The 25,376-nt window shown below is 34.0% G+C and carries 23 protein-coding genes; 18 read left to right on the top strand and 5 right to left on the bottom strand.

Features of this window, described 5'->3' with window-relative positions:
- The first annotated feature begins 37 nt into the window (after window positions 1-37).
- Window positions 38-472: an META domain-containing protein gene (locus SB689_RS08250; RefSeq protein WP_410691642.1), complete on the top strand. Its 435-nt coding sequence runs from the start codon at window positions 38-40 to the stop codon at window positions 470-472.
- A gap of 188 nt (window positions 473-660) precedes the next feature.
- Here SB689_RS08250 and SB689_RS08245 read toward each other — a convergent pair whose 3' ends face one another.
- The 4 genes from SB689_RS08245 to SB689_RS08230 form a co-directional block, all read right to left on the bottom strand.
- On the bottom strand, window positions 661-1,074 hold the full coding sequence (locus tag SB689_RS08245; RefSeq protein ID WP_410691641.1) for a hypothetical protein: 414 nt from the start codon (window positions 1,072-1,074) through the stop codon (window positions 661-663).
- A 6-nt stretch (window positions 1,075-1,080) separates the two neighbouring features.
- Window positions 1,081-3,630, bottom strand: coding sequence for a beta strand repeat-containing protein (locus SB689_RS08240; protein ID WP_410691640.1), 2,550 nt, complete (start codon window positions 3,628-3,630; stop codon window positions 1,081-1,083).
- Window positions 3,631-3,635: 5 nt separating this feature from the next.
- Window positions 3,636-4,115 (bottom strand): T9SS type A sorting domain-containing protein, encoded by a 480-nt coding sequence (locus SB689_RS08235; RefSeq protein ID WP_410691639.1) that lies wholly within the window; start codon window positions 4,113-4,115, stop codon window positions 3,636-3,638.
- Between the two features lie 190 nt (window positions 4,116-4,305).
- Window positions 4,306-5,019 carry a LytR/AlgR family response regulator transcription factor gene (locus SB689_RS08230; RefSeq protein WP_410691638.1) on the bottom strand — a complete coding sequence of 238 codons (714 nt, stop codon included), beginning with the start codon at window positions 5,017-5,019 and terminating at the stop codon, window positions 4,306-4,308.
- 206 nt (window positions 5,020-5,225) lie between these two features.
- On the opposite strand from SB689_RS08230, the gene hflX reads away from it, so the two are divergent.
- From hflX to SB689_RS08185, 9 genes are all read left to right on the top strand, one after another.
- Window positions 5,226-6,452, top strand: a complete 1,227-nt coding sequence (hflX, locus tag SB689_RS08225; protein ID WP_410692136.1) for a GTPase HflX — start codon at window positions 5,226-5,228, stop codon at window positions 6,450-6,452.
- Window positions 6,452-7,081 carry a DUF4919 domain-containing protein gene (locus SB689_RS08220; protein WP_410691637.1) on the top strand — a complete coding sequence of 210 codons (630 nt, stop codon included), beginning with the start codon at window positions 6,452-6,454 and terminating at the stop codon, window positions 7,079-7,081. The genes hflX and SB689_RS08220 overlap by 1 nt, the downstream gene beginning before the upstream one ends.
- 15 nt (window positions 7,082-7,096) lie before the next feature.
- The gene (locus tag SB689_RS08215; protein ID WP_410691636.1) at window positions 7,097-8,377 is read left to right on the top strand and encodes a cation:proton antiporter; all 1,281 of its coding nucleotides are present in this window, start codon (window positions 7,097-7,099) and stop codon (window positions 8,375-8,377) included.
- A gap of 14 nt (window positions 8,378-8,391) precedes the next feature.
- Window positions 8,392-9,111, top strand: a complete 720-nt coding sequence (locus tag SB689_RS08210) for a DNA alkylation repair protein (RefSeq protein WP_410691635.1) — start codon at window positions 8,392-8,394, stop codon at window positions 9,109-9,111.
- A gap of 57 nt (window positions 9,112-9,168) precedes the next feature.
- The gene (locus tag SB689_RS08205; protein ID WP_410691634.1) at window positions 9,169-9,834 is read left to right on the top strand and encodes a hypothetical protein; all 666 of its coding nucleotides are present in this window, start codon (window positions 9,169-9,171) and stop codon (window positions 9,832-9,834) included.
- Window positions 9,835-9,849: 15 nt separating this feature from the next.
- Complete coding sequence (locus tag SB689_RS08200) at window positions 9,850-11,919, top strand: hypothetical protein (RefSeq protein ID WP_410691633.1); 2,070 nt, start codon at window positions 9,850-9,852, stop codon at window positions 11,917-11,919.
- A 3-nt stretch (window positions 11,920-11,922) separates the two neighbouring features.
- The gene (locus SB689_RS08195) at window positions 11,923-13,158 is read left to right on the top strand and encodes a hypothetical protein (protein WP_410691632.1); all 1,236 of its coding nucleotides are present in this window, start codon (window positions 11,923-11,925) and stop codon (window positions 13,156-13,158) included.
- A 241-nt stretch (window positions 13,159-13,399) separates the two neighbouring features.
- Complete coding sequence (locus SB689_RS08190; RefSeq protein ID WP_410691631.1) at window positions 13,400-13,738, top strand: DUF6122 family protein; 339 nt, start codon at window positions 13,400-13,402, stop codon at window positions 13,736-13,738.
- Window positions 13,739-13,803: 65 nt separating this feature from the next.
- Window positions 13,804-14,874, top strand: coding sequence for a calcium:proton antiporter (locus SB689_RS08185; RefSeq protein WP_410691630.1), 1,071 nt, complete (start codon window positions 13,804-13,806; stop codon window positions 14,872-14,874).
- 3 nt (window positions 14,875-14,877) lie between these two features.
- On the opposite strand, the gene SB689_RS08180 is transcribed toward SB689_RS08185, so the two are convergent.
- Window positions 14,878-15,258, bottom strand: a complete 381-nt coding sequence (locus tag SB689_RS08180) for a group III truncated hemoglobin (protein ID WP_410691629.1) — start codon at window positions 15,256-15,258, stop codon at window positions 14,878-14,880.
- A 577-nt stretch (window positions 15,259-15,835) separates the two neighbouring features.
- On the opposite strand from SB689_RS08180, the gene SB689_RS08175 reads away from it, so the two are divergent.
- The 8 genes from SB689_RS08175 (at window position 15,836) to SB689_RS08140 (ending at window position 25,367) form a co-directional block, all read left to right on the top strand.
- Window positions 15,836-19,831, top strand: a complete 3,996-nt coding sequence (locus tag SB689_RS08175; protein WP_410691628.1) for a hypothetical protein — start codon at window positions 15,836-15,838, stop codon at window positions 19,829-19,831.
- Between the two features lie 30 nt (window positions 19,832-19,861).
- The gene (locus SB689_RS08170) at window positions 19,862-20,236 is read left to right on the top strand and encodes a hypothetical protein (protein ID WP_410691627.1); all 375 of its coding nucleotides are present in this window, start codon (window positions 19,862-19,864) and stop codon (window positions 20,234-20,236) included.
- The gene (locus SB689_RS08165) at window positions 20,214-22,589 is read left to right on the top strand and encodes a hypothetical protein (RefSeq protein WP_410691626.1); all 2,376 of its coding nucleotides are present in this window, start codon (window positions 20,214-20,216) and stop codon (window positions 22,587-22,589) included. Before SB689_RS08170 ends, SB689_RS08165 begins: the two co-directional genes overlap by 23 nt.
- 5 nt (window positions 22,590-22,594) lie before the next feature.
- Window positions 22,595-22,984 carry a hypothetical protein gene (locus SB689_RS08160; RefSeq protein ID WP_410691625.1) on the top strand — a complete coding sequence of 130 codons (390 nt, stop codon included), beginning with the start codon at window positions 22,595-22,597 and terminating at the stop codon, window positions 22,982-22,984.
- 117 nt (window positions 22,985-23,101) lie between these two features.
- Window positions 23,102-23,899 (top strand): hypothetical protein, encoded by a 798-nt coding sequence (locus SB689_RS08155; RefSeq protein ID WP_410691624.1) that lies wholly within the window; start codon window positions 23,102-23,104, stop codon window positions 23,897-23,899.
- Between the two features lie 18 nt (window positions 23,900-23,917).
- The gene (locus tag SB689_RS08150; RefSeq protein WP_410691623.1) at window positions 23,918-24,265 is read left to right on the top strand and encodes a hypothetical protein; all 348 of its coding nucleotides are present in this window, start codon (window positions 23,918-23,920) and stop codon (window positions 24,263-24,265) included.
- 19 nt (window positions 24,266-24,284) lie between these two features.
- Complete coding sequence (locus tag SB689_RS08145) at window positions 24,285-25,070, top strand: hypothetical protein (protein ID WP_410691622.1); 786 nt, start codon at window positions 24,285-24,287, stop codon at window positions 25,068-25,070.
- A gap of 6 nt (window positions 25,071-25,076) precedes the next feature.
- Window positions 25,077-25,367: a hypothetical protein gene (locus SB689_RS08140; protein WP_410691621.1), complete on the top strand. Its 291-nt coding sequence runs from the start codon at window positions 25,077-25,079 to the stop codon at window positions 25,365-25,367.
- Window positions 25,368-25,376: the final 9 nt, after the last annotated feature.

Below are 25,376 nucleotides of genomic sequence, written 5' to 3'. Positions count from 1 at the left end.
TGCTTCTGAATGGTATGAAAATGGGATTCTGGAATGTATGAAAAAAATATTGCTCTCAGTTTTCACTGTTTTGTTTTTAGGTTTACTCTTTAATTGCTCTACAGTACAGGTTAAAAATCCGCATATCCAAAGAGAATGGATGCTGATTTCTTTAGATAATTTCACTAAAAATGAATTAATTAAGAATAAAGCGGGCATTAATTTAACAGCTCCTAAGGAAAACGGTAAAATCCGTGGAAGTGCTTTTATGGGATGCAACAATATGTTCTTCTCTTCAGAGTTTAAGAACAATGGAAAAGTGAAGATTTCAGGAGTTGGAAGTACAATGAAAGCATGTCAAAATATGGACTTGGAAACCAAATTTTCAAAAAGTTTTCAAAACATGACGAAATATTTGGTTGAAGGGCATTTTCTTACGTTGTCGGATGATCATGGAAATACAATGAAATTTGTTGCTGCGGATTGGGATTAATTTTAATAGTCATATTTTAACGCAAAGTTTGTCATTCTGGAGGAATCTAAATAAAGTTTGTAGAGATGCTTCCAGCATGACAAAGTGTCTGTTTTAATTGTAAATATTTAAATAATTCAGTTTTAAAAATATAAAAAGTCCACCTTGTTAGATGGACTTTCTTTTTGTTGAAAAATCTAGTTTTGTTATTAGTTTTTAGGAATTGTTTTCTTGATCTCCTGCAAGGTTGCCGTGTTGGGTAATCCTTGTACATTTTGATTTGTGTTCCTAGAATTATTTGCCTTACGTGCCTGTCTGTTGGGAACTGTTGCTAAAATTTCTTCTAAACTTGCCGTGTTGGGCAGTAATTTCCCTGAATTATTACTTGATGGTTGTGTTTTTGCCTCTTTTTTAACTTCAAGACCTTGTTCAGAAGCTAAAGTTACAGTCTGAGTTTGTTTTTTCTGAGCGTTTTCCTGACTGCTTTTCAGCATCTGGGCATCATGCTCCTTAAGCTCTTTTACAACTTGTGCCTGATCCTGCAGTTCGGAAGTTTTTTTACTTTCCTGAGCATAAATGCTTACACTCAATGTTAATAATGCGATGATATATAATGATTTCATGATCGTTTATTTAATGTTTACAAGTACTTTTATTTTTCCGATTCCGTCTTGGTCATAATCTTGAAGTGCTTTTCCAATCACTTGTCCGATTTTCACTTTTTTGATGTTAGCTTTCATAGCAACCCCGGATTTTGATGAGGTTACCAAAAGATCACCTCTTTTTATAGCGCCGCCCTGAAGACAAACTTTTGTCGGAATAACTCCAATTACACCCATTGGAACTTTTCCGATTAATTCAGAATCTATATTTTCTTCAGTTAAAAGAACTCCAGGTTTTGTAGCGTAAACTCCGGCAACAAGATTAGAATATGGTTTTGAAGATTTTTCTACCGTTCTGTCGGTATCAGTTGAAATTACTAAAATATCACCTGGTTCGTATTCTGAAGTATTTCCTTCAACATCAAAGGCTTCAGCTAAATCGGCGCCACTGTTCTGGGTTCCACCGTTGAAGAATCCTTTTCCTGTTTTATCGATACGAGCCACATTTGTTGAGGTGCTTTGATAAGTAGCAATACTACCTGATGGCCCTTGATGATTAACAAGTAGAGTAGATCCTGTACCAGTGGTCGTTATATGTACTACTGGCTGACCGTTGGCGTTATTAAAGTTGGCAAATCTACCGGCTTTACCTGTACCAAAGTTGGGAACCCATCCATAAATGGCGTTACCGGTTCCGTCTACTGTGGATTCTACACCATCACCACTACCGCCGGCATTGGCAGTAATTCCATTTCCGTTTCCTTCTGATAACGCGATTAGAGCGGGGCCATTTCCTGCCGGATTTCTTTGATAGAATAAGCCTGCAAAACCTCCGGTACCAATAGATTCACCATAAACTCCCGCTGTTCCGAAATTGGCAAATATAGAATTCACTTTACCATGTACCGCTGCAGAAGTACCATTGGTGTTATCTACGAAGAAATCTCCGGCCATACCATTTCCGACTGTTTTTGCAGTAATTACAGAATTTGTATTTGATGTATTAAAGTTTTGAAATTCAGCTGGTTTCCCTAAACTGAATGTTGGAGTCCAGCCATAGATCGCACGCCCGGCTCCGTCAACATTAGCTTCTACTGCATCACCGTCTTTTCCGGCATTGGCAACAATAGCATCACCATTACCATCTGTTAAAGAAATTAATCCTGCTCCATTTCCACTTGGATTTGATGCATAAAATAATCCGGCACGACCTCCAGTTCCAGAAGAAACACCAAAAATACCTGCTGCACCAAAGTTTCCGAAGATGCTATTGACTTCACCTCTTACTGCTGCGCCAACACTATTCGTATTGTCAACTAAAAAGGATGCAGCATTACCTTGGGTATTGTCAGGAATATTTCCTGCACCGTTGGTTTCTACCTCGAAAGTATTATTTATATCATTGGAAGCATTGGTATTTTCAAAACGTCCTGCACGTCCTTTACTACTGTTTATTCCGACTTGACCAAAAACTCCGATACCTGTTCCTGTTGTATTGGTAGCAACAAAACCTCTTACACCGTAACCTCCGCCATCGTTTCTACCGACTACAGCTCCGGCAATATTGCTGGTTGTTCTACCAACAACAGCTTCACCTGCTCCATTATTATCTCCTATGATACCTGCAGAAGTTTGCTGAGAGGTAATTCCCTGTACAGCAAACCCACTTCCTGTAGAACTTAATACACCTGCTCCGGTTCCTGATGAGGAAACATTAATAACAGTTCCGTTTCCTAGCGTTGAAGCGTTGAGAACATTGCTGGAATTAGCATTATTTAATATTGAAATATTAGCGGCAATACCATTGGTACTTGTTGCATTAAGACCAGTTCCTGTGTTACTGTTGGCATATACTCCGTATCCAGCTGCTGATGAATTTCCGTAAACCCCAATACCGCCAGGTGTAACACCATAAACTCCCCATCCGCTTCCGTTTTGACTTCCCCAAACACCTACACCTAGACCTCCTGTACCATTATTAATACCTCGAACTCCTGAAGAGAATCCGCCGGCAGCTGTATTGTTAACAGTTCCACGAACGGCGGCAATACTGGAAGTTGTTGTATTATTTATACCTTCTACAGAAGTTCCGTCTCCGTCATTGATTAATGTGAAAAGTGTTCCGGCATTATTTACTGTATTAGTATAAGGTATTGCGAAACTTCCGCCACCTCCGCCTGCTGTTTTTGCATACATGGCGTAAGGAACACTTAATAATTGACTTGTTCCTGCGATCGTATAGTTAGTTCCGCCTGCTGGATCTGTTTCTGTTTTTAAATAATAATTTCCTGTAGACCAGTTGATGGTGTTGAAAGTTCCTGTAAGAACAGTTCCTGCACCAATTTCAAGGGTTACAAGACCGTTTACGTTGGTATTTCCTGTTAGTCTTTCAGAATATACGGCAGCTCCTGCCGGAGATCCCTGTAATACACTTACTCGAACGGCAATAGCCTGATTGGATAAAATTTGACCTGAGCCATTTCGCATAATGGCCTGATAACTCATTTTTTCGGGTACTTGTGCATAAGCTAAAAAGGAGCCCAGCATAATCCCGACCGTTAATAATATTTTTTTCATGGTAGTTATTTTTTAATGATTTTAAATGTTTTGATGTTTTCTCCGTTTTGGTTGATCCTGATGATATACATGGCGGATGGTAGTGAAGAAAAATTGAACTCAGATTTTGACTGAGTAATTTTATCCCTTTTAATTAATTTTCCCTGAGCGTCGAATAGTGAATACTCGGCTCCTTTGTAGCTGTTTGTGGTGAAATCTAAAAACAGAAAGTCTTTAAATGGGTTAGGATAAATTAAAATGTCTTTTTCAGCTGATGACGTTTCACTGGTAGCGAGGGTGGTAATTTCGTAGGCCTGTTGTACGCCTTCCAAAACCTGATTGGTACCTTTCACAAGGTAAGTAGTTTGCCCTACACTGTAAGAAACGGATCCTGCGCCTCCTGTAGCATTCGCTCCCGTTGCCAAGACTACTGATTGTGCTTTCAGCAGGCTGACGGATACGGTGAGCGGAATGAGAAAGAAACAGTAAATAGATGTTCTTTTCATGTAAAATAGTTTTGTGGTTATTAATTGGTTTTTTCCTAAAATTTGTGGAAATTTTGGAAGACTAAATTACCACATATCACGGCCGTATATTTGGAAAATAGACAAACGACCGAAATAATCGACGAACGACGATTAGTGAAATATTGTTAACAATTTATTTATAAACCAATAGGTTAGAGTGGCTTTCTTTTTAAGATTGAGAATCAAAAAAAGAAAGGTTGTCTTTGTAAGTTCTTCCGATTGGAAGTTTGATTTGATGAACCAGCTCAACTTCATGTGTGTTTTTACTTCTGATCAAGTGTCGCGGAACAGCGTAGCTTCTATGAATTCTCACAAAAGAATCGAAAGAGTTTTTATGAAGAAGATTCCCAATTGAGTCTAGAATACAGTGCTTTTTTTCGGAAGTGATGATTCTTGTATAGTCTTTTAATGCTTCAAGATAAAGAATGTCGGTTATTTTAACTTGGAAAATGTTGCCGTTTTCTTTTATTTTAATGCTGTTTTCGCCGAGTAAAGTATCAAAGCAGTCGCTTTTTTCTTTCATTTCAAAATAATTGAAAAGCTTTTGCATGGAGTGATGAAAACGTTCTGTTTTTAAAGGTTTTGAAATAAAATCTAATGTGTTGATTTCGAAAGTATCAATAGCAAATTCAGGGTGAGAACTTACAAAAATGCAAATTGGGATTTTATGAGCTAGTTTCCTGAATTCCAGTCCATTCATGCCGGGGAGTTTAGCTTCGATGAATAAAAGATCAATAGGAAGTCCGAGATAGGGAATCGCTTTTTCCGCTGAATCAAAAGAAGCAACAATTTCTATATTCTCATATTGTTTGATATGATGATGCAGAACCAGTCTGTCTAGCTCATCACCATCAATGATCATACATCTAATATTGGTAATCATGATTCTCGGAATGTTAGTTTTTATGTAATTGATTAAAATTTAATTATTAAACTCAAAAAATTACTTCATAAAGTTATTAAATTTCTATAAATCAATTGTATTGTAAACTTAAATTAACATTAAAATCTTTCAAGATTTAAAAAATGATTTTGTTTTTTCTTCTGAAAATGGTAACTTGTAAATCTCACAAACATAGACAGAATTTAATGCTAGACAAGAAAGAACATAATTACGAAAAAGCTATTTTGGTGGGTGTTATTACTCAGAACCAAGACGAAGATAAGCTTACGGAATATATGGATGAATTGGAGTTTTTGGCTTTCACAGCTGGAGCTACCATACAAAAAAGGTTTACTCAAAAATTAACTCAGCCTGATTCCAAGACCTTTATCGGGAGCGGAAAAGCTCAGGAAATAAAAGAATATGTAAAGGAAAACGGGATAGGAACCATCATTTTTGATGATGAATTATCTCCATCTCAGCTTAAAAATCTTGAAAAAGAAATAGAAGTAAAAATCCTGGACAGAACCAATCTTATCCTTGATATTTTTGCCCAAAGAGCGCAGACTTCTTATGCAAGAACTCAGGTTGAGTTGGCGCAATATCAATATCTTTTACCTCGACTGACAAGAATGTGGACTCACTTAGAGCGTCAGAAAGGGGGAATTGGGATGAGAGGACCCGGGGAAACTGAGATTGAAACCGACCGTCGTATCATCCGTGACCGAATTTCCTTATTGAAGGATAAACTGAAAACAATCGACAGGCAAATGGCTACCCAACGTAATAACCGTGGAAAGGTTGTTCGTGCTGCTTTGGTAGGATACACCAATGTTGGAAAATCTACATTGATGAATGCTTTGTCAAAATCTGATGTTTTCGCTGAAAATAAATTATTTGCAACGCTGGATACTACAGTAAGAAAAGTGGTGATTGGTAATTTACCGTTTCTATTGACAGATACAGTAGGATTTATCAGAAAATTACCAACACAGCTTGTTGAATCCTTCAAATCAACTCTTGATGAGGTTCGTGAAGCGGATTTGTTGATTCATGTTGTAGATATTTCTCATGAAAGTTTTGAAGATCATATAGAATCTGTAAACAATACGTTAATGGAAATCAATGCGCATCAAAAACCGATGATCATGGTTTTCAATAAAATTGATGATTTCAGCTATGATAAAAAAGATGATGACGATTTAACGCCATCTACAAAAAGAAATGTTTCTTTAGAAGAATGGCAAAAAACATGGATGGGGAAATCTAAGCATCCAACGGTTTTCATCTCGGCTTTAACGAAAGAAAACTTCCCGGAAATGAAAAAAATGATCTACGATGAGGTAATGAAAATTCATATAGCAAGATTTCCTTACAATGATTTCCTTTTCGAATATTTCGATAATGATGAGGAAGAAGAAACCAACGAGTAATGAAATATCACTTTTTCCTTTTACTTCTTTTTGTGTCGGTTTTTGGTTTTAGTCAAAAATCAAAAATCGATTTCAAAAGTATTGAAAAAAGCCTTACGAATGCTCAGTCTCCGTATAATTACGAAAAACTGATCTTTAAATATAAGGGATATCCCAAATCTTTAGACAGTATAGAAGCGCAATATCTTTATTATGGAAGAAATTTCAGGAAAGATAAAATTTCTACTTTAGATGATGATTTTAAGAAGCTTGCAGAAGCTTTCAAGGATAAAAATTTTGAAGAATGCGTAAAATTAGGCAAGGTTCTTTATGATAAAGATCCTACCAATCTGGATGTTCTTCTTATTTTGCTGCGTGCGTATGATTCTCTGAAGGATGGGAGTAATTTCACGCATCATTTAGGACAATTCCGTTTGCTTGCAGACGCTATGAAGGCTTCCGGAGACGGAAAATCTGAAAAAACGGCATATGCTGTAAACAGCGTGGGAGATGAGTATATTCTTCTGAATATGTTGAATATAGGACAGGATTACACAAGAGGTTCTAAAGCTTTAAAAGACGGAATGATGGATATTTGGGAAAAAGAAGACAGTAAAATTTATATCAAAGTACTTTATTTAGACTTTTAATTTAAAAACAACTTAGTGGAGTTATATTATTCATTTTCAGCTTTAATCGTTTTAGCATCAATATTCGCATATCTTAATTACAGGTTTTTGAAACTTCCGAGTACAATCGGAATTATGGTGATTGCCATAGTGGTTTCTATTATTTTGGTTTCTTTTGGAGAAACTTTTTTACCGAGAACGTTCTGGCACCTTCATGATTTGATGAGTGGAATCGACTTTACAGAAGTTCTGATGGGCGCAATGCTTAATTTTCTTCTCTTTGCGGGAGGAATCCATATTAATATAGATGATCTCAAGGAACAGTTCCGGCCTGTGGTGATCTTTTCAACGGTGGGAGTGGTTATTTCTACTTTTGTTGTCGGGTTTGGAATGTTTTATATTTTGCCTTTTCTAGGAATTAATTTACCATTTATATATTGTCTTCTTTTCGGAGCTTTAATTTCTCCAACTGATCCTGTTGCTGTTTTAAGTATTTTAAAGCAGGCTAAGGTCTCAAAATCATTGGAAACTAAAGTAGCCGGAGAATCTCTTTTTAACGACGGTATGGCGGTTGTGATATTCTCAGTAGTATTACAGTTGGCGATCGGAAAAGAAGTTGATTTGGGAATCGAAAGCATCGGTTTATTATTATTAAAAGAAGCTGGCGGAGGTTTATTCTTAGGAATCGTATTAGGTTGGGTAACTTCCAGATTAATGCGTGAAGTAGATGACTATATTATTTCCGTTTTGGTAACGCTTTCTGTCGTAATGGGCGGTTATCTTATTGCGAGACAAATGCATATTTCAGGACCTTTGACGATGGTTGCGGCGGGATTATTCATGGGTAATTTTAATGTTAGATTTAAAATGAAATCTATCACACAGGATTATCTGATCAAATTCTGGGAATTAATTGATGAGATTCTTAACGCTGTTTTATTCCTATTCATCGGTTTTGAATTGTTGATGATCAAGGATTTAAAACATTTTGTAGTTCCGGGACTAGTAGCAATTGTTATTGTTTTATTGGCAAGAGTAATTTCTATTTGGGGACCTACCAAATTGATGAAAACAACCTTTAGTCCACAAACGGTAAAAGTATTGGTTTGGGGAGGAATTCGAGGTGGTGTTTCCATTGCTTTGGCGATGTCTATCCCGAAAAGCGAATACAGTGAAATTATTTTAAGTATCACTTACTGTGTAGTTGTGTTTTCAATTATTGTTCAGGGACTTACCATTGCAAAAGTGGCCAATCCGAATAAAATTGCAAAAGAAGAAGAGGAGCTGGGAAATATTACTTCAAATGAAAATCATTAATTATTTAAATATCAGTGAGCAATATTGTTAAAGAAATACAAGAAGCATTAGCTGTTTTATCCATTCCAGAAAAGGCAGCATTTTTCCCTAAATTCTTCAAAACTGGAAAAGGAGAATATGGTGAAGGAGACTTATTTTTAGGCGTAAAAGTTCCTGATCAGAGAAGTGTTGCCAAAGAATATTATGCTAAAATTTCTTTAGAGGAACTCAGCGAATTGCTTTCTTCAAAATACCATGAACATCGATTAACTGCTTTATTCATGTTAATTTCTAAGTTTGAAAAAACAAAAGATCCAAAAGTAAAAGAAGAGGTCCTTGAATTTTATTTGAATCATCTACAATACGTCAATAATTGGGATCTGGTAGATTCAAGTTGTTATAAGATCTTAGGTCGGTATGCTTTTGAAAATCAGCGAGAAGACTTATTAAAAAAGCTTTCTGATTCCGATGAAATGTGGCACAAAAGAATCGCTGTTGTTGGGACAATGCATTACGTGAAAAAAGGGGAATTTCATTTAACTAAAGAATTTGTAACCAATAACTTAAAGCATCCTCACGATCTCATGCGCAAAGCAAACGGCTGGCTGTTAAGAGAAATGGGGCAGAAAAATGAAACAGAGCTCATCAATTATTTAAATAAATACTACAAAGAAATGCCGAGAACCTGTCTGCGATATTCAATCGAAAAATTGGATGAAGAAGTGAGACAGGATTATCTTAAAGGCAGAATATAAAAATTTAACTACTTAATACATTAGAATTAAGTAGTTTTGCTTTTTAAAAACTAAGTCATGAAAATTATTCTCAGGCGGTTGATGCTTTTTCTTCCATTATTATTGTTAACGAGTTGTTTTGATATCATTGATAAAGTCAATGTAAAAGCTGATGGGACAGGGGAGTACACTGTTATTCTCAATGCAAGTAAAAGCAAAACCAGACTCGCTTCCATCTCTAAAATGGAAACAATAAACGGCAAAAAAGTCCCAAAAAAGCCTGAAATTGAAAGTAAAATCAATGAAGCTTCAAGGATTTTTAAAGCTACTCCCGGAATCAGCAATGTAAAAACAAGTGTAGATTTTGATAATTATATCATTAAACTAAGCTGTAATTTCAAGAAAATTGAAAATATCAATGCCGGATTAGAACAATTAAAGTCTAAAAATATTCTTGGAAAAATGATTCCTACACAGATTTACAGTCAAAGTATTGGAAAATCATTTACGAGAAACAAAATCAATACATTCAAAACAGATTACGACAAGATGAGTACGGCGGATAAAGAGGTGTTTAATAATGCCAAATATACCTCTGTCTTGCAGTTCGAAAACACCATTAAATCTCAAACAAATTCTTCTTATTTACTTTCGCCCAATAAAAAAGCGTTGAAACTTGAGGCCAATGTTTTAGATTTTATTCTTCAAAAGAAACAAATACAGAATACAATCCTTTTCCAATAATTTCAAATTTAAACCATGAAATCTATCTTTAAAAAAACACAACAAATTACGCTCTTACTTTTCGGTTTCGTGCTGGTTTTTGCACAACAAAAGATGAAAATTCCCAATGATGTCGCCTTTTACATGGAAATCAACGGAAAACAGCTTAATAAAAAAATAAACTGGGACAAATTCAACCCTTTTTTAAAGGAAATAACTCAGAAAAACAATAAAAAAGACAAAGACACTAAAGACAAACCGTCTTGGAACGATTTTTCTAAAACAGGGATAAAATACGATGCAACGCAATATCATTACGGAACTTTCAATGATTCTGTACAATCGTATACCGCTCATTTTATTTTAGATAATAAAGAGAAGTTTCTGGAATTCATTAATTCAACCAAGAAAAAAGGATTAGAAATTTCCAAGAAAAACAAATATTCTTACGTAGATATCGATGATGATATTTTTGTTGCGTGGAATGGCGACCGTGCTGTTTTAAGCGTAATCAATTACAACAAGCCTCACAAAGATGATTGGACTGAAGAAGTTGTCGTAGACAGCGCAATGGCCGTGGTTGACAGTACCGCAGCCGTTGTAGACAGTGCCTATGCAGAAGAAGCCGAAAAACCTTTTGATTATAAGGAAGAAATTCAATATTTGAAGGAAGATATTCAATCTTTAAAACAAAATATAAAGGAAAATAACTCCGAAATTGCGAAAATTCAGAAAGATATCAAGTATCTTGAAAAGCACCATGAATATCCAAAAGAAAAGAAAGGTGCAACGGACACACAATATTCTGAAAATGAAGCAGAAGTAGCAGGCGCTCCTGAAAAGGAAGAGGATATGGAAAATGAAGAATATGCAGTAGATTCCGACTATCAAAAGGAAATGGATTCTATACGAATTGAGAAATTCAAAGTGGTGAGAAAGCTTGCGGAAGATTCATTTGATAAGTATTTTAATTCAAATTTAGACCTTGAAGTTCCGTCGCAGATGGTGGCTTTCCGTGATGCAAATTCTGATGTTTTTGTGTACACAGATTACGGAAAAATCGTTAATGAAGGAATTTACGGGAGAACGATGAAGCGTTTGGAATTTACGCAGTTTCTGCAGAAAGCTTACAATTCAAACTCTTCATACAATCTGTATTTTGACAAAGACAAGGTAAAATTAGTCAACAATTATCAGCATAAAGACGCGAACGTTCAAAAAAGCGTGGCTGATGTTTACAAAGGCAAAAAGAATAAGAAACTGACCGCGTTAATTAATGATAAAAGTATTGGTTATTACGCTGTTAACATCAATGGAGCTAAAAGTTTTGATATGATTTACAGCCTTTTCAAAGATCTTGGAGACGCAGAATATCAGAAAGAAGTTGAGCTGATGATGGAAACAATGAAAATTGTTCTGGACGAAGAAGCCATTGCCAAAATAGCACCTGGAAACGGAATTTTTGTTTTAAATGAATTGAAATCTAAAAAAGTAGACTACACGGATTACGACTACGATGAAGATTACAACGAAAAAGAAATAAAGAAAACAAAAGATATTATGGTTCCTAATTTCGTTTTTGCCTTTGCAACGGAAAATGAAGGCTACTGGAATCGTGTTTTTAATTTATTAATAACAAACAAAAATACAGCGAAAAACTTTACCAAAAACGGTGAGTTTTACAGTTTTAAAGATAAAAAAGACAGCGGATATCTTGATCAATTGTTCTTTACGGTAAAAGACGGAGTTGTGTATCTTACGACTTCAACGGAGAATATTATCCCGAAAGATCAGTCTGAAGTATCTAAGAAATGGGCAAAAGAATCGGCTAAATATCCATTGTCAGGAAGACTGAACATTCAGAAACTTTTAGTAGGAATGGAAAAAGAATTCAAAAGTACTTCCGAGAAAAAAACGTTGGATTTGCTAAGAAAAAACATTGGCGAAGTAAATTATAAAACCGAAGTGAAAGGCGAAAGCATAGAAACTGAAATGGATTATAATATTAAAGATTTATCTGAAAACAGCTTGATGTATTTCTTTGATTTGTTTGATGATATTTATAAAATCATGGAAGAGCCGGAAAAAACATTGAAAACATTATAATCAATGAATAAAAAGAAGTTTATTGTCCCGTTAGTTCTTTTGCTCGCCATTGCTGTTTATTTTGTGTTTTATCATAAAGACAAAACACTGAAATTTGTCCCAAAAAACGCAGATGCCATAATTTTAATTGATGTTAAAAAACTGACGAGACAGTATATTTCCAGCTTTATAACCCATCCTTCACAGTGGTTTGGGAACAAAAATAAAAGCGATAACAAAATTTCACTACAAGATTCGGGGATGAAAATTCCCGATTTTTTGCAGATTTTTCACATTAAAAATTCTAAATTCTCGGATTGGTATTCTGTGATTGAACTTAAAGATCAACAGAGATTCTTAGCATTTCTAAAACAGGAAAAATTTGTAAACAAAGGGAAAAATGTTTTTCAGAAAGATCAGATTTATATTAAAATTGAAGGGGATAAATGTATTTTAGGAACTTCTAATTTAGATTTTAAAAATATAAATCAGCAACTTTCTCAATCTTTAGAAAAAGATAATTTTAATTCGAATAGCTTTATTCATCATACTGTAGGAAGTATTTCTTTTATTTCTGGAGATAGAACCCGGAATTTTTCTATTGAATTAAATGAAGATGATATTGAAATTAAAAATGAATCAAACTCGGAAGAATTTACTTCAATTATTTCTAAGCTAGAGCAAAAAACTTCCTTTTTAGAAATGGAATTGGATGCTCAAAATATTAAAAAATACGTTCAGTTTTTCAATAAAAGTATCGCGGATTCTTCGCAAATTAATTACATAAAAGTAACTGCAGAACTCGAGCAAGTGAATGATACGATTATAAGTTATGGCTATGATGATGATTTTAATGAAGTTGAAAAAAAGAGTTTCCAAAAAATTATTCAGCCTAATTATGTGATTGATCTTCAAAGTTTAAATCCTGAAAAAACTTGGAAATATTTTCAAGATAAAAAATGGATTAATGCGCAAAGTCAATTTACGATTATTCCGTTTCAGCCTAATTCTATTGAGAAAAATAATGCTGCATTTACAATAAAATCAACCAGAAAACCTCTGCAATCATCTTCAAATTTAAAAGAAAACTATATTTTTGTCAAAAATAATCCTTTACTTTTATCATCTTTCAAGACTTTAAAATCAACTGAGAAAAAGATAATTTCTAATTTAGACTATATCTTTTATGGAAACAAAGGTCAGAATTATTACATAAAACTGAAAGCTAAAAAAGGAGATTTACCTTTGATTTTAAGATAGTAAACTTTGATTTTAACCACAAAAGAAACAAAAGATTTAGGCATAGCTAATTTAAGTTCATGATGAACTGCAAACAAGAAAACATAAGTTTAAAAAAATCTTTAATTTTTATCCTTTTGCAAGCTTTTGTTCTCAAAATAATTAAGTTTTAAATAGTTCAATAATAGCTTTTGTTCCTTTTTTGGTTAAAATAAAAGTATAAAAAGGCTTAATTTTTGACATAAAAAATAATTAATTATTAATGAGTTCTTCTGAAATTTTTTTATTAAAAACATGCACGCATTACTTTTTACATCTGGTTTTTCCGGTGTTCATTGCGTTGATATTTTTTCGTAAAAACTGGAAGACGGCTTATTTTATTCTATTAGCTACAATGCTTGTTGATCTCGATCATTTATTTGCCAATCCTATTTTCGATCCGAACAGGGGAAGTGTAGGGTTTCATTTTTTACATTCTTATTATGCTATTTCGGTGTATTTTTTGATGCTCTTTTTTAAAGGAAATATCAGGATTATTGGCATCGGACTTTTGCTTCATATGTTGACAGATCTTCAGGACTTTTACCTCTGGTCTCATTAAAATAAGATTAATATTTTCTTTTGATATTTGAATTTCAATAGATTTTTTGTATTTTGTAGACACTTATGAAATTAAAAGAACTTTTACATTATACGTATATTTTTCCTGTTCTGGCGGTCATTTATTACTTTTCCGGATTAATGGGCGGCGGAGTTATTTATGATGTAATTGCCGGCCTTTTGCTTACCGGAAGTGTTTTATCAGCAGTGCATCATGCAGAAGTAGTTGCTCACAAAGTAGGGGAGCCTTTCGGAACAATTATCTTGGCGCTTTGTATTACCATTATTGAGGTTGCGTTGATTATTTCGCTTATGGTTGCTGGTGGAGATGATGCAATGACACTGGCCAGAGATACTGTTTTTGCTGCAGTAATGATTATTCTGAACGGTATTTTAGGAATATGTATTTTAATTGGAGGGGTGAAGTATTACGAGCAGTTTTTTGCAAGAACTTCTGCAACAACCTATTTGGTGAGTATTGTTTCTATTTTGATATTAACCCTGGTGCTTCCAAATTTTACTTCAAGTGTTAACGGACCCTTCTATAATAAAGCCCAGTTGATCTTTGTTTCTATTGCCTGTTTGGTGATTTATGGAGTGTTTCTAATGGTACAGACCGTAAGACATAGAAACTATTTTATTATTACAGACGACGATCCTGATTCGCATTATATTCCTACAAAAATAGCAACGACTGTAAGTTTTATTTTCTTGGTTATCTGTCTTGTTATTGTCGTTTTAATGGCAAAAGGACTTTCCGGAACGATTGAAGATATGGTACGAAGTGTGGGAGCTCCAAAATCTTTGGTTGGAGTTATTATTGCTGCTGTGGTTTTACTTCCGGAAGGAGTTGCGGCAATTCGTGCGGCGAGAAGCAATCAGATACAATCGAGCTTAAATTTAGCATTAGGTTCTGCGTTGGCAAGTATCGGATTAACGATTCCCGCAGTATCTGTTGTTTGTATCATGTATGATATTCCTTTTGTATTGGGATTGGATAAAAAGGATATTATTCTGCTTTCTTTATCGGTGTTTATTGTAATGCTTTCTTTAAGCCGAGGGAAAACAAATGTTCTTTACGGAACAGTATTATTAGTGAATTTGGCAGCATATATTTTTACGGTAATTGTTCCTTAATCATTAAAGTTTTCTAGCCATTTCCATCTTGTAAGCCATTAATTTGGCGATGTTTTCAGATTTATAAATAGCCATATCAGCATTTTCACCAACGAAATTTTCTTCGATGGTCTGTTTCCATAATTCAAGCCATTGGTCGAAATGTTTCCTTTCCATGGCTTCCATTTCGTTGATAGGGAAGTGTACGGCCATTGGATTTCCTTTATAAGTCATTTGTCCGAAAAGAATGGTTTCCCAAAACGAATACATCTTTGGTAAATGTTTATCCCAGTCTACTTTAGCAACATCATTAAAGAAAAAGTTAATGGTTTCATCTTTAACCACTTTAGCATAAAATGAATTCACAAGATGCTCAATATCTTCTCTTGATTCCAGTTTTTTCATACTTCAAATTTAGTTTAAAATCAATTTAAAAATTCAATCATGGGATTGATAAATTTCATTGTCAAAAGTTTTTTTTAATTATGATTATAAGTCGCTGAAAACTAAGAGTTCTTTTGATAAATATCTGTTAGCTCTGCTTCGGTTAGTTTTATTATTTTAAATTTCATATTCAATTTAATAAAGCTGTTTAGTCAATAGTTACAAATTTCCTTAAAAAAACATATTGGAAGATTGCTTTGCTGATCACATTTTTGCTACATCAAAGAAGCTTTAGGAATAAGGCACTGTCAGCATAAAATAATTATTACTGTTTTAGTGCAAGCTTAAATTTTTAAGACTTTGCAAATTCGTATTTGAACTTTCTTTTAATATTAATTTAATACGACGAGTTCTGTCGCTTCCCTGATGGATATTTGCATTATAGAAAAACACTCATAATGAAAATCAAGATTAGATTCTAGGGTGGATATCTTTTGCCAGACACCACATAAAAAAATATGGCTAAAACCTGAAAGTACTCTCATAAAAAGAGCTTTTAAAGCTTAACCTAAAAAAACAAACAAAATTACACAAAAAAATGGAAACAATAAATCAAAATAATAGCTCGCAAACACTATTCAGATTCGCGACAATGCGTAATGCCGAATTATCAGATCCCAAAAACAAAGAAAGAAGATTTATCTTCAGAGATTATGATACCCAAAAAGGGATAATTGATAAAAGAGTCGAACTGGGAGAGTCATTACAGAAAGTTTGCGAAAATCCTACAGGATTAGTTATAGAGACGGAGCAAAGCCTAAAAGAGAAAGATCCTGCCTTTTACGAACTAGCTGTTTGGGTGGCAAGAAATAAAGCGTCAGCAACAAAAACTGAATTTGATAAAAAAATTATTGAATATAAAGCATTACAGCAAGACATTTCAATTGATTCTGAAATTTGGAGCAATTTAATTTATCAGGTAGTAACCCAGAAAGATTTTTATGCCAAGGAAACGTTAATGCAGTTTTTACACCTGAATCATATTTTATTAAATTATGATGGTGTTACACAGGAGCAATATGAGGATGTTGTAAAGGCAAAAGTCGTTCTTCCAAAAGAGCTTTTCAAAGCTGAAGCAGGTTCATCTTCCAGTGGAACTGTTTCAAAAGCAGAAACTAATACTCCAAGTATTCCGTTTAGTGAAGGAACATTGAAGTCTGCAGAAGCTACAATCAATCTTAAGGGAAATCAAGATTTGACTGTTGCATTAGAAAAATTGGAAAAAGCTTATCGTAAAGAGTATGGTGGTGCTTATGCTGCTGCCCATGAAAAATATCTGGAAGAGGTAAGACCAGCTCAGGCAGAGTATGACAACCTTGTAAAGGAACAGGAATACCAGAAAGAAATCTTCCTTGCGGCAGACAATAAGGAAGGACTATCTAACTTAAAGTATATTCCGGTTCCTGAAGTTGCTGAATTTAAGTTTGATTTCCGTCCGGAAATTCAAACTGAAGAATTACTAAGAAATTTAGGACAGGAAAATTTAGGCGCCTTAAGCAGGATATTTGGAACTTCTGATGCTTCTGCGGCATTAAGCGGGGTGTCTACTTTTACAGAACTCTTTCAGGCAATCGACCAAAACAGTCAATTATTACAAAATACCATTGTAAATAATACAGTTCTTAGCCCACAGGTTTCTACAACTGTAGGAGGTGTTGTAGTTCCTGTTACCAACACATTGACCAATAATAATTCGGTTATTCCTTTTACTGCCAAATCACTTTACATCTTTACGGCGTTACGTCACTCTATACTTCTTGCAACCGATATTAATGACCCAAAACATGTTGTAAGCGGAAATTATCAGCTTAAAGATTATAATCAACAGGTAATAGCCAGTGCTTCTTTGGCATATACTTTTGATGCTCCTAATGTGACTTCTTTATTTAATAATAGTGTGGATGGTATTCCAAAAGCTGTTTTGGAAAAATATGAAGTTGTACTGTTGGAAGGAGAAGTTACTCTTAATGACGGGCTTGTGTATATAATGCAGGCAACGTTAAATGTGACAGCCACAGTTAATAATGCTCCTCAATTTACGGGACCAGGGACATTTACTTTAAAAGATAAAAGACCAGATAATCCGACAGACCCGACAGATCCAACAGATCCGGAAATGCCTGCTAATCCAAACGATATCTTCATTCCTTCAGGATTTGGAATGAAAAACATTGGTGTTGCAGATTACCGAAAAGTAGAGCAAAGTACGTATTGTTATTTGGAAGGAGATGTTGCACACATCGAAAATATCATGGCAAGGGAGTATAAGGAAAGAGCCACCCGAAGATTAAAACGCAGTGAATCTCAGGTTACAAAATCTACTGAGTCTGAAAAGGAAAAACTGACAGATACTACTTCTACCGAAAGAAACGAAATGCAAAGTGAAGTTTCCAGAATTCTTCAGGAATCTAAAGACTTCGCAGCACAGGCAGGGTTTAGCGCATCGTGGGGATCGGGGAGTGGAGTTTCTCCAAAATTTATGCTAAATACAGCTGCCAACTATGCTACTCATAATTCTAGGGAGGAAAGCAACAGACAAGCAGTTACCGAAGCCAAAGATGTTACAGCAAGAGCTTTGGACAGAATCATTACCAAAGTAAAAGAAGAACGTATTGATAAAATTCTTGAAGAATATGAAGAAAACAACAAACATGGTTTTGACAATACAAAAGGAAGCAGTCATGTTGTAGGTGTTTACCGTTGGGTGGATAAGGTAGTAAAAAACCAGATCTTCAACTACGGGAAACGTATGATGTTTGAATTCATGGTTCCTGAACCTGCCAAATTACATTCATTGGGAATGAAAGTAAGCAATAATGCCGAAAACCAACTAATAAAACCGATCGACCCAAGAGAAGCTCCTGCAATGCAGATCAAAGACTGGAGTGCTCTTACAGATTCAACAAAGCTGAAATACTGGCTGGGATATTATAATGTTGAAGTAGATGAGAAATTGGAGTCTGTAGTCTATGTAGGAAAATCAATTGACTATTCTTCTACAGAATCAAAGCAGGCATCTTCAAAATCAGATTTAATTGCCATTCCTGAACATTATATTACAGAATCTTATGTGGTAAGAAGTAGTAATGCCTTCCCGGGTTATAACGGCTGGGGGAATGGAGCAAGTTTACTTGTAGGAGGAGATAGCTCAGCCAATGCATTCTTAAAATTCGTAAGAGAAGTTCCGATTACCATTGCTACGACCAATGCTCACTTTTTCCATGCCACTGTTAACATTAAATGTGTTTTGCAGGAAGAATATAAAAACGGATGGATGCAGAAAGCCTTTAATAAGATCATGGAAGCTTACAACATTGAATTGGCTAAATATGAAGCTGCTTTGGCAGATGCAAAAGCAGTAGGCGTTCAGATCAAAGGCTCAAATCCAGGCTTTTACAGAAAAATAGAAAATACAATTTTAAGAAGAAACTGTATTTCTTATATGCTGAATCAGAATCCAAATGCACTACTGACTTTCGGTAAAAAGAGATATTATACCAATGACAATGCTGCGAGCGAAACATTTACGAATGCAGATATTTTAGTCAACCACGAACTGGATCAGTATTCAGCTTTCATTAAATTTATGGAACAGGCATTTGAGTGGGAGATCATGAGCTATAATTTCTATCCATATTATTGGGGAGAGAGAAAATCATGGGCAGATATGTATCAGTTTGATGATAATGATCCGATCTTCAGAGCATTTATGCAGTCTGGGATGGCAAGAGTTATTGTTACGGTAAGACCTGGATTTGAAGAAGCGGTAAGACATTTCATGGCAACCGGACAAATCTGGAACGGAGGTGAAGTTCCGGTGATTGATGATGCATTATTCTTATCTCTTGTGGATGAAATGCGTTCTCCAAAAGCCACAAAAGAAGGCGAACCTTGGAGAGAAAAAATTCCTACTTCCCTTACCATTCTTCAGGCTGATTCTATCGGCTTGAAAGTGGAAAAAGCATTGCCTTGTAACTGTGAGTCGGGAGTGAAGTTTGATGATAATCTTGGTGAAATGTGTGGAAGTAATTTCGAACTGAATAACAATCAGATTGGGCAGCTGTCAGGTAAATGGATTGAGATAAGCTTTGATAAAATGGATACCGGTATTCCAACTATTGGAGAAGCTGATGCTGTAAATTTTTTCTCAAGAAAATATTTGTGTTTGGGAAATGAAATTGTTATCGACAGAGATGCTAATTGGCAGGCAACAGATTCATTAGGAAAAGTATATAAGGCTTTATCAGACGAGCTTTGCCAGATCGAAGGATTAGAAGCCTATCCTTTAGGAGAAAAAGGAGTCACTTTTAAGATCGATGTAAGTAAAATTAAAACCTTCATGTTTACAAAACCGGGCGGTGATGATGACCATGATATGCTGAAGTTCTCTGTTGATTTGGATAATTCAACACTAAAACTCCATTCACCTGCATTTGACAGATATGGAAGTGAAAGAATTTTAGACAAAAATGGAAATACTATTTCTCAGGCGGAGTATTATGACAAAGTAACCTTGAATAAATTCCTCGTTTAATTTTAATTATTCATTTTTAAAATAATTAAAATGAGTCAGGTAAAACCTGAGGCTATTTGGCAGCATGATAAAGTGCTGCCTTATATCCTAACGAGTCTTAAAGACAAGATTAGTGAGATTACTGCTGTAGAAAAGATAATGGTTTTCGGAAGCAGGGGCAGAGTTCCTTTGGAAAAATGGAGCGAGCTGGAAGGAAAAGATTGGGATGTTTTAGTACAGGCTAAATGTAAGCTAAAGAATGCTGGAGTTTTGGTAGATAAAAATTATCATTTGGATCTTTTGGTATTGGACAAAGAAAGATCTGATGATTTTTGCTTAAACCATACTGTTATTGAAATTTTTCCGGATAACAAATTGGAAGCTTTAACAAAAAAACAAAAACATGATGGATACACTGGAGATTAGAGAAATAATAAGTCAGGATTGGCGTACTGATGATTATATAAGAAAACAATTGCTGTGTAATAAACTGAGATACGGTAACGATTTCGGAAGACGTTTCATTTTGGATTATAATATTGCCGATTACAATGGAGTTGCTGAAGAGAATTATATAAAAGATGAAAAAGAAAACATAATCAAGCTCAAAACCTATCTTAATAAAAATATAGAACTGGTAGATCTGTCACAAAAACAATGTGAAATAGATTTTGATATCGACCTTTCTAAACAAAAAATATCCTGCAAACTAAAGTATTTTTATTATAGAAATGCCAACAAAGAAGAACTGAGAAGACAAAAAGCCATTATTCTTGAGACTTTTTCTTACGAAGAATTTAGAAACCTTGTCATTTATGTTGGTTATGATGATTTTGAAAATTATCAGGAATACAGAGACTACTTCACTAAAATATTTAAATTCTATTTTTTAAAAGCAAAAGGACAGGAAGAAATTAAATTTCTTTACAGCCAAACTCCCGAATATATCCTCAAAGCTATGAATTTGGATAATGAAATGGTATTCAGGCACTTGATAGAGCTCACAGAGCTTGATGACACAGGACTTTTCAGTGGATGGCGAGACGGAAGTTCGGCTTTAATTAATGTGCTAAAAACTTTTTCAGATGCAAAATTTTTAGTAGATAAATTCATTGAACAACCTGAACTTTGCAACAGAATCTATACAAATCTGGATGAGGCAAGTGAATTAGATGGTAAAATAACACTCAACAGAATAGTTTTTGCGACCATTCTTATGGAGTATTGCTTATTTTCAGGGAATTCTTTAGGTAAAAATCCACATACTTTTAGAATAGGAAATGACTATAAGGTAAATACAAATGTAACTGAACTTTCAGGTCCATTCTTAGGCTTTGGGCAATCCAATGAAAAAACTTTTTTTCTTCAACAGCAGAAAGAAGTAATGCAAAAACCAAAAATTGTTGCCAAAGAAGCAGATCCCAATAAATTAGAGCAAGGAGTTGAAGATTTGGAAGAAGGAAAGCAGTATTACCCTCTCGAAATGGTATATTTCATTGATGAAACCCAACCCAGAATAAAGAACGAAGCTAAAGGAAAGGAAGAAGATCCCATCCCGATGATTGTTCCGGCAATTTATGTAAAAGCTTTTGCTGATTTAGAAAATTGGGAAGATATTAATAACACTATTCGAATTGTTGCCGATATGGTAGGCGTTGTTTTAGGTATCGGAACATTAGCTCTTTCAGGAAATCCTTATGTGTTACTTGCAGCGGCAGCAGACCTCAGTTTAGCCTTACCCGATTTGACGATACAGGCATTTCGGGGAGAAATTGCCAAGCTGGATGGCGGTGAAGAATTTCTGAGACAATGGGATCTCATCTACAATACCGGAGGAGCTATTGTTGCTGCCCCACAATTGATCGTTGGATTTTATCGCGCCTGTCTGAGTCTAATGAAATTACCTCAAACAGCAGAAAAAGTAAGACAAGGTTTGCGGGCAATGGCAATTTCCGTATTTTTGGATTTGAACAGCGGGGGTTTTCAAAGAAAAGATCTTCGTTTGTTTCAGCCAACAGAGTGGGTAATTCCAAGCGCAGGGTTCTTTTCAAAAACTTCGGAGTGTGATGCTTTGGTGCAGAATGGTGCTTTTTTTATGGAGTTGGATGCTGCTGCTATCATGGAAAGCATTAATAAAGGTAATGGTATTAATCCTGATGTAATTGGGACTATAAATTCAAATCGGAGGTTTGCATTAATTTATAAAGGAGAAATTGTTGCACAAGGTAGTCGTTATGATAAAGATTATCAAAAAGTTTTACAGGATTTGAAAAAGGCTAGTTATAGTTCGGAAAAAGTAGGAGAAATTTTGGACGAATTAGTAGTTTTAGAGAATCGAACAAAACCAAGTAAACCTAAAAATTCTCTTGCCAGGCCTAATGGAATTGTCACTAAAATGCCAAAAATTACAGATGATGCGACTAAAATTTCTTTAGAATTAGAAAATGAAGCAGCAGAAATTTTAGCAAAAAATGGTTTTGATATAGAGCAAAACCCTAATATTATAGGGACTTTGAAAAATCCCGATTATAAAATTGAAGGGGAGATTTTTGATTGCTATGCTCCTAGTAAAGATAAGGCTGTTCGAGGAATCTGGTCAGAAATCAGAGGAAAAATACTCAAAGAACAAACCAATCGAGTGATTTTAAATCTTAAAATTTGGGAAGGAGATATGATGAGGCTTCAACAACAATTTTCTGATTGGGAAATAGAAGGATTGGAAGAAGTTATGTATATAACAAAAGATGGTAAAGTTAATCATTTAACAATAAAAAAATAAAAATTATGTCACTTACTTATAATTTAAAGTTTAAAAGAAAACTTGAAAAAAAACAAGAACTTAAGAAATTAATCGAAAATAATGACAATAAGTTTTTTTTAATCTCTGGTTTGCTTTCATATAATAATGGGTATATTAATGGTTCTTTTGAAAATCAAATGATAGAATTAGAATTTGACGAGATTTCAGAAGTTTCATTTGATATTTTGAAAAAGGATGCAGATTCAGTATTACTTAGGAAATCAGTTTTAAATATGGCTCATAAGATAATCAATGAAATTTACCCTGATGAAGATTATTATTTTGATCTCAACGGAGATTTTATTTTTGAAAAAAGAGAAAACGGTATTACAAAAAGAAATAGCAAAAGCGATTTTTATCAAGGATTAGATTAATTTTAAAATTTATTATAAACCGCTCAATTTTGAGCGGTTTTGCTTTTTACTAATAAAAGATTACGATTTCTTTTTTTTGGATTTGAACAGCGGGGTTTTTCAAAGAAATGTCTTCGTTTGTTTCAGCCAACAGAATGGGTGATCCCAAGCGCAGGGTTCTTTTCAAAAACTTCGGAGTGTGATGCTTTGGTGCAGAATGGAGCTTTTTTTATGGAGTTGGATGCTGCTGCTATCATGGAAAGCATCAACAAAGGAAATGGTATAAATCCTGATGTAATAGGCGCCATAAGTTCAAATCGAAGATTTGCTTTAATTTATAAAGGGGAAATTGTAACCGAAGGAAGCCGTTATGATAAAGCTTACCAAAAGCCTTTAATTGATTTAAAAAAAGCAAGTACTAATGCAAATAAGGTTGAGGAAATATTAAATGATTTACTGTATGAGAGAATTTATCTTAAATATGAAGGTCAATTTAAGATTAAGTTTCATCATCATTTTGATGGAGAAATTTTAATTAAACAAAAAAGTGGAGAAGATATTTTAGAACTTTTCGGAGCACGCAACCACGATGTAATAGGAACTAAAATTCAATTAGGTCCTATAAGAAAACCTCCGGGAATAAACAGTTTTCATGATTTGCCAGATGATATTCCCTTCAAAGCTAATGTAGAAATGAAATATGGAAATGGTATTGTGAAAAAGAAAAATACATCTTCATTCTTTCCTAGAAATTGGGATATTAAAAGGGTTAAGAAGGAAATTGCATTAGTATATGATAAAATGTTGAAAAGCGGAGGAACTTTTCGATACGAAAACAATAAATTTTTCTTTTTAGATAGTACTAAGAGCTTTGAAATACAAATAGAATTTGATCAATTTGGAAATTTAACAAGTGCTTATCCAAAGATTAATTAATAATTAAATATTTAGAATATGAAATATAAATTTTCAACAAAAGTTTTTGGTCAAGAAGGTATTTATGGTATTGAGTATGATTCATTACCAAATAATGAAAAAGCCTTATTCGAAATTAATTCCCATATTTGGACATCCGAAGAAGTTCAAAGTATGCTTGATGAAATCAATTCAATAACAACAGGAAATGATTTTGAGTACTCAGTTGAGGGAGGTCACTTATTAATAGTTTCAGATAAAGAAGAAACACATTTGTTTAATCTTCTTAATAGATCTCAAAAAAAAGCAGACATTATTTGGTCAACCGAAAAATTTATTCAATTTTTAAAAGAGTTCAAAGAGTTTTTAATAAGAGAAGGAAAATAACTTTAATTGACGGCAACTTATGGTTGCCGTATTTTATTTTAACATCTTTTTATTTCAACGGACAGAGTGGGTAATTCCAAGCGCAGGGTTCTTTTCAAAAACTTCGGAGTGTGATGCTTTGGTGCAGAATGGTGCTTTTTTTATGGAATTGGATGCAGCTGCTATTATGGAAAGCATTAATAAAGGAAGCGGTATAAATCCTGATGTAATTGGAGCTATTAGTTCGAATCGAAAATTTGCTTTGGTTTACAAAGGAGAAATTGTTGCGCAGGGAAGTAGGTATGATAAGGCTTATCAAAAAATCTTAACGGATTTAAAGCGGGAGAGCTCTGATGTGAAAAAGATTGGAGAGACATTGGAAGAACTTATAAAACAAGTACGTATAAATAGAATTATCGAAGAAGATGGGTGGGCTGTTATTCGAGGGTTAGAAAATGAAAATGTTGCTAAAGCTTGGTTAGATAGTGATGGAGAGTTTAATATTTCGATTGTTACAAAAGACACTTCTTTAGAAAAAAATGGGAGGAAGATTTTTAAAAATTTATTTAGCTTTATTAATAATGAATATGATGAAATTTTCAAAATTAGGGGAACTTGGAGAGCAAGTAAAAAAATTGGAGATAATTTATTTTCTTTTAATGAATTTATTAAAAAAGGAATGACACCAGAAGAAGCTGCAAAAAACACTTTTACCGGAAAGATGGCAAGTGAATTAGGATTTAATATTGTTAAATTAGAATCTTCTACTATTAAAAACTCTGATGGAGTTTATATTTCGGTAGATGTTGTATTCTTAAAAAAATAAATAATTATGACTATAGAAGAAAAATTGAACCTTATTGGTTTTAAAGGGTTTGTACATTTAAAAAAAGAACATCGAGATAATAAAAATAGAAAGTTTTTTAGTTCAGTTTATAATAATAAAGAGTTTGATATTGTTATATTGGAAAAAAACAATGAATGGGTCATAGAAAAATTAAATGACAATGAATTGATTTTTAATTTGTTAATGCTAGAAAAAAAGGAATTGAAGATAAATGATTTGATATTCTTTTTTAAAAAATTTTATTATAAAAATGAAGAATTATCAAACTATTTATAAAGAAGATTA

This window comes from Chryseobacterium sp. SIMBA_038, from assembly GCF_046535115.1.
Classification (GTDB): domain Bacteria; phylum Bacteroidota; class Bacteroidia; order Flavobacteriales; family Weeksellaceae; genus Chryseobacterium.
This window is presented reverse-complemented; position numbering and strand designations above follow the sequence as displayed.